At 58.7% G+C, this 6,348-nt stretch carries 5 protein-coding genes; all 5 read left to right on the top strand.

Annotation, left to right across the window (positions count from 1 at the left end):
• Nucleotides 1–894: 894 nt before the first annotated feature.
• The gene (gene rpoH / locus RSF91_RS19375) at nucleotides 895–1,839 is read left to right on the top strand and encodes an RNA polymerase sigma factor RpoH (protein ID WP_099735829.1); all 945 of its coding nucleotides are present in this window, start codon (nucleotides 895–897) and stop codon (nucleotides 1,837–1,839) included.
• A 141-nt stretch (nucleotides 1,840–1,980) separates the two neighbouring features.
• Nucleotides 1,981–2,970 carry a Bug family tripartite tricarboxylate transporter substrate binding protein gene (locus tag RSF91_RS19370; protein ID WP_332569940.1) on the top strand — a complete coding sequence of 330 codons (990 nt, stop codon included), beginning with the start codon at nucleotides 1,981–1,983 and terminating at the stop codon, nucleotides 2,968–2,970.
• 190 nt (nucleotides 2,971–3,160) lie between these two features.
• Nucleotides 3,161–3,907, top strand: a complete 747-nt coding sequence (locus tag RSF91_RS19365; protein ID WP_332569939.1) for a sterol desaturase family protein — start codon at nucleotides 3,161–3,163, stop codon at nucleotides 3,905–3,907.
• Complete coding sequence (locus RSF91_RS19360; protein WP_332569938.1) at nucleotides 3,904–4,836, top strand: fatty acid desaturase; 933 nt, start codon at nucleotides 3,904–3,906, stop codon at nucleotides 4,834–4,836. The genes RSF91_RS19365 and RSF91_RS19360 overlap by 4 nt, the downstream gene beginning before the upstream one ends.
• A 16-nt stretch (nucleotides 4,837–4,852) precedes the next feature.
• A partial coding sequence (locus RSF91_RS19355) for a beta-ketoacyl-ACP synthase III (RefSeq protein ID WP_332569937.1) occupies nucleotides 4,853–6,348 on the top strand: 1,496 nt, incomplete at its 3' end.

The raw sequence follows: 6,348 nt of genomic DNA, 5'->3' as shown, positions 1-6,348 counted from the left end.
GCAATCGCTGCACAGCTGACATCGGCTGACGCGGTACGGATGACTACAACGGGTCGTCAGCACCTGTTCGCAGCTTGCGAGAGCTGCCGCTCAGGCTGTCCGGGGTACTGCGAACCAGCAAATTTCCGGTTTGAGGCTCATTGCGGACATCTGACCGGATAGCGGGTCAACGTCTGGTCTTGGCGGCAGCGGTCGCAAGCTTGCCAAAGCTCAGCGGCTGCAACCAGCCTGAAGCTGCCTTTCGACAGCAAGTACGTGATGGCTGGATTCAGCCTGAACCTGCGGCTTGCGCCCTCCGTCGGACGACAGCCTCTGGCCGAGCACCATCCCTAGCTAGCATCAGGCCACAACTACTAAGAAATTCTGGGACCTATTTGCGCAAATAAAGCGTCGAGAATTTTCCGAACGCCTGAGCTATTTGATAAGCGCACGGGAGTGCCAGGATATCCCCAAACCTAATCAGTCGCCCATTGCAAAACAAAAGTCGCGCTTACTGAGATACGTAGAACGAATGATGCACATCTCCAGCCCCAAGGGATGAGCACATGCGCGCACTCACGGGATAGAGCAGGCAAAAACAACTAAGTAACACGTTAAGAATTTACAGATTTTTTAACGAGATTTGCTTTAAAAACAATCAGCCAATGCAATAAAAAACCCAAAATAAACGAAATTTAATTAGATAAATCAATTGCTTATGAATTTTCAATCAACACCCAAAAGTACAAAACTCAGTGAGAAAAGTACAAAACTCAAGAAGAATCGACAGCGGGAATGGCCTGCTCAAGCAGTTGACCCAATTCACCGAGCCTGCAAAAGGTTCGGGAACTTTGTCCTTAGCACTCCCTCTAACGGAGTGCTAATATGAAGATTATGGAAGAAAGGAAACCCGCAATGACAACTGCCTCCGGCTCCATTGCTACAGCCTTGGCACCCGCTAACCCCTGGGCGCTGGTACCTCCGCTGGGCAACCTCGATGCCTATATCTCGGCCGCCAACCGTCTGCCCATGCTCACCCCTGAGGAAGAGCAGGCATACGCACGCAAGCTCAAAGAAAACAATGATCTGGACGCCGCCGGGCGTCTGGTGATGTCCCACCTGCGTCTGGTCGTGTCTATCTCGCGCCAGTATCTGGGTTATGGCCTGCCTCATGGCGACCTGATTCAGGAAGGTAACGTGGGTCTGATGAAGGCTGTCAAACGCTTCGATCCCGATCAGGGCGTGCGTCTGGTCAGCTACGCCATGCACTGGATCAAGGCCGAGATCCACGAGTACATCTTGAAGAACTGGCGCATGGTCAAGGTCGCGACGACCAAGGCTCAGCGCAAGCTGTTCTTCAACCTGCGCTCGATGAAGAACGATCTCAAGTCTGACGCTGCCATGGCGGATGACGAGCCCATGATGCGCGACACCCTGACTTCGCACGAGATTGACACCGTAGCGGCCAAGCTCAACGTCAAGCGCGAAGAAGTCATGGAGATGGAAACCCGTCTGTCGGGTGGCGACGTGCTGCTGGATCCTTCGCCCAGCGATGATGGCGAGCAGGCCTATGGCCCCATCGCCTATCTGGCCGACGCCAACCATGAGCCTACCGCCATGATCGAGTCGCGCCAGCGTGACCACCTGGCAACCGATGGCCTGGCTCTGGCACTGGAAGGTCTGGACGACCGCAGCCGCCGTATCGTTGAGCAGCGCTGGTTGCAGGTGAACGACGATGGCTCTGGTGGCATGACGCTGCATGAGCTGGCTGCCGAATATGGCGTGAGCGCCGAGCGCATTCGCCAGATTGAAGTCGCCGCCATGAAAAAGATGAAAAAAGCGCTGGCAGAGTTTGCGTAAACACCAACTTGCGCCAAAGCCCTTGAAAAGGCTGAAATGCTGAACCTTAAACCCGGATAATTTCCGGGTTTTTCATTTCTGGCGTCGGTGTCACAGGCATCTGCGCCGATCTTCATACCAACAAGACATAAGAGACCTGCCATGCACGCACGCACTTTGAAGAATCTGTCTCGCCGCAGCCTGGTCGCCGCCGGTTCAGCACTGATGGCCGCAACGCTGGCTCCCGCCGCCATGGCCGCCGACAACTGGCCCGACAAGCCCCTGCACCTGATTGTGGGCTTCCCCGCCGGCTCTTCCCCTGACCTCACAGCCCGAGCACTGGCCGAACCACTGGAAAAGAAGTTGGGCCAGACGGTGATCGTGGAAAACCGCGTAGGCGCTGGCGGCAATATTGCTGGTGAATACGTGGCCAAGGCTGACGGCTACACCTTCAGCGTGATGATCAACGGCAATATGACCATCGCCAAGATGCTCAACCCCGCTGTGCGCTACGACCCCATCAAAGACCTGCAGCCCGTAAGCCTGATTGGCGTGGCCCCGCTGGTGCTGGTGGCCCCCGCATCGGCACCACAAGGCAAAGCCTTCATGGAAGCCGCAGCCAAAGCGGGCGACAAGTGGAGCTACGGCTCCCCCGGCGTGGGTACCGTAGGCCATCTGGGCATGGAGCTGCTCAAGAGCCGCTCTGCCATCAAGGCCGTGCATGTGCCCTATACCGGCTACCCTCAGGTCTTCAATGCCATTCAGGGCGGTGATCTGAAGCTGTCCATGCTCCCCCCGGCTCTGGCCATGGCGCAGATTCAGGCAGGCAAGCTGCACGGCATTGGTGTGACTTCTGCTGCCCGCAGCCCGCTGGCTCCCGGCCTGCCCAGCCTGAAGGATCTGGGCGTCAACAACTTTGATCTGGAGATCTGGAACGCCGTCGCCGCGCCCAAGTCCATGCCCAAGGCTCACGTCGAAAAGCTGGCCGCCGCCGTCAGCGAAATTGTGCGAACACCTGAAATGCGCCAGAAGCTTTCCATGCAAGGCTGGCAAGCTGTGGGCAGCTCGCCTGAAGGTCTGCAGAACCGCATTCAGCAGGATGTGAAGGCACTGGGCGCCATCATTCGCGATCAGCACATCACTTCACAATAAGCGCTCCCTTGAGGCGCTGGCATGCCAGTTTTAAACGCTTGGTTTTTGCTGAGTGTCTCTGGTAAAGCTCCGCTCGGTATCAAATAGAGCGACTACCTCGTCAGCTATCATGCGCTCGACAGGCATGCGTTTACGCTATGCCATCGGGCGCATTTTTTTATCAAGCTGCCCCGCTGTTTACGGAGCCTTCATGGACGCTGGTACCTGGTTCACGCAACTCAACGCTTGGCAAGTCATGCTGTTGGGGCTGTTTTTTTTCGCTGGTATTTATCTGCTAGGCGGCCTGCTCATGAGCACGCTGACTGCCGGGCTTTCTCGACTTGGCGTCGGTCAGGTGCTAGACACACGCCCGCTCAAGCCCGATCAGTTGGGGCGCGAATGGCGCCAGTCGTTTCATTCGATTCTGGTCTTCGGCCTCGGCATGATCGTGCCCTGGGGCTTTTTGCAACTGGGCTGGGCACACCTGACACCCGACGCCAGTGCAGGTCGCATTGCACTGGAGATTGCCGTGCTGCTGATCTGGAACGATGTGCACTTCTGGATCAACCACCGTCTGCTGCATACCCGCAAGCTGGTGCGCTATCACGGCGACCACCATCGCTCCGTGGTGACAACGCCGTGGTCCACCTACAGCTTTCACCCGATTGAGGCGCTGATGCTGGGCAACATCATTTTGCTGCCCATGGTTGTGCATGACTTCTACTTCTGGTCGCTGGCGTCAGTGCCGGTGCTGAGTCTGATCCTCAATCTCATCGGTCACTCCAACTACGACTTTTTCCCAAAAGTGCCTGACACGCACCCTCTGGCGGCCAGCCGTCGCCACCACCTGCACCATTCACGGCCTGCAGGCAACTATGGCTTTGCGCTGCCCTTCATGGATCAGATCATGGGCACCAAGGTCAAGACCGCCTACACCCGCGCACCTGCCGCTGAATGAGCCAACACCCCGGCCAGCGCCTGCGTCCCACTCTGCGCCACTGGCGCGACTGGCAGTCCGTGTTCTACATGGGCATCCTGCCGCTGATCGTCTGGTGGCAGTGGTCGCATGGCTTCAACCTCATCCTCTACGGCATTGAGCTGTTCTTAACGCTTGGCGTGGGCGTCATTCACCACAACCACACCCATGTGCGCATGTGGTGGGGCCGCTGGACGAACCGCGCCACCGACTACTGGCTGACGCTGCTGCAAGGCCACCCCACCTTTGTGTTCTGGCCCGCCCATGTGGCCAACCACCACCGCTTTCGCCACGGCCCGCGCGATCTGGTGCGCACCTACCGGCCTGATTTTGGCGGTGATACCAATCACCTCTGGGGCTACCTCATCCATCCCGTGCAGGCGGCTGTGGTGCTGTACCCCATGTTCTTTCGCTGGCTGAACAATCTGCGCCTTCGCTGGCCCGGCGCATTCCGCTATTGCATGGGGCAGTACGCGCTGTGGCTGGGTAGCTGGGGATTCTTTCTTTGGCTGGACTGGCAAAAGGCGCTGATCTTTATCATCGTCCCCCAGTTACATGGTCTGCACTGGCTGCTGGCCACCAACTACCTGCAGCACGCCCATGCCGATGGCAGGCCGCTGTCCAGAGCGCAGCGCAATACTCCGGGTATCGAGCTGAACTACGCCCGCAACTTTGAGGGGCTGGTCAACCCCCTGCTTTTTAATATTGGCCTGCACACCGCGCACCATGAATGCCCGCATGCCCACTGGTCTGATCTGACCACGCTGCATGAGCGCATTTACCGCCAGCGAGTTACGCCCGCATTGAACGAGGGTGGCCTGCTGCCCTATATGGGACGCGTGTTTGTATTGGGTCTGATCTGGCCTGCGGCAAGAACCCAGCCGCAAATGCCGCCAGACGCTGTGAAGTAAAACCTGTCGAGGATCTATGCCTGTTGCCTATTCAAACGTCTATCTTCAATCTGCCGGCATGTTCCTGCCTGGCTCTCCGGTGGATAACGCTGGCATGGATGCATATGTCGCGCCACTGAACCGTATCTCCGGTCGCATCAAGCAACGCATCTTGGCGGAAAACGGCATTCAGCAGCGCTACTACGCCATCGATGGCGCTGGCCAGACCGTCTTCAGCAACACGCAGATGGCAGCAGGCGCCATTACAGAAACACTGGCGCTGGCTGGCAAGACACTCGCGGATGTGGGCTACCTCTCCAGCGGCTCATCGGGCGGCGATGCGCTGATGCCCGGCTTTGCCAGCATGATTCAAGGCGAGATGGCTGCGCCCCCCATGGAGACCTTATCTGTGCACGGCGTATGCGCCGCCAGCGTAGGGGCCATGCAGGCCGCTGCCATGGCGGTGGAAAGCGGTGCCCATTCACTGGCGCTGTCTGTGGCCAGCGAGATGCCATCGCGCCTGTTCAAGCGCTCGCGCTTCGCAGCGCAGGATTACAACACCGACTTTGACGCCCACTTTCTGCGCTGGATGCTATCGGATGGCGCAGGCGCGGTGTTGCTGGGCGGCCCCAAGGCTCTGCCGCAGGCCAATGGCCTGCGCTTGAAGTTGAAGTGGACGCACCAACGCAGTTTTGCCGGCGACTACCCCGTCTGCATGCAGCTAGGCTTAACGCCAGATCGCAGCAAAAGCCACCTGGACTTTCCCGCCTGGGGCGATGCCGAAGCAGCTGGTGCACTCTCTCTTCGCCAGGACATTCGCCTGCTGCCGCACCTGTTTGACGTCTGCATTCACGAATACGCCGACCTCGCCCACAAAGGCTGGGTGCCCGAGCGCGGCATTGACCACTTTCTGTGCCACTACTCGTCAGAGCGCTTCATCCCCGTCGTCGATGATCTGCTGGGAAAAGCCCAGCTCAGCATTCCGCGTGAGCGCTGGTGGAGCAATCTGGCTTGGCGTGGCAACACGGGCGCGGCCTCCATCTTCATCATGATGTCGGAGTTTTTGCAGAAGGAAGGCAAGCGCCTGAAAGCGGGCGACACCGTGCTCTGCTTCATCCCCGAGTCAGGCCGCTTCACTGCCGGCTACATGCTATGGGAAGTAGAGCTGAATACGCCCGTCAATCAAGCGCTACAGGCCAATTTCCCTCATAAAATCGCCGCCTCTGAAACGATTGCCAACGATGCCCTGCCCGATGTCTCCACTATCGCCGCGCCGCACGACCCGGCGACCGCACCGCAGCAGCTGGCCCCGCTGCTGACCGAGCTGGCCAGTATCTGGCAGGACTACCGCAGCAATGTCTGGCGCACGCCGCTGCTGCGCCGCATTCGCACCCGCGAGCTACAAAGCGGCGACTATGTGCGCTGGATGAGCCACTGGATTCCCCAGGTGCGCGAAGGCAGCCTGTGGATGCGCGAAGGCGCAGCATCGCTCACGGGCGACTACGCCACGCTGGCCTCGCTCATCGACCTGCA

Origin of the sequence: Comamonas sp., from assembly GCF_036643215.1 — a bacterium.
Classification (GTDB): Bacteria; Pseudomonadota; Gammaproteobacteria; order Burkholderiales; family Burkholderiaceae_C; genus Comamonas.
This window is presented reverse-complemented; position numbering and strand designations above follow the sequence as displayed.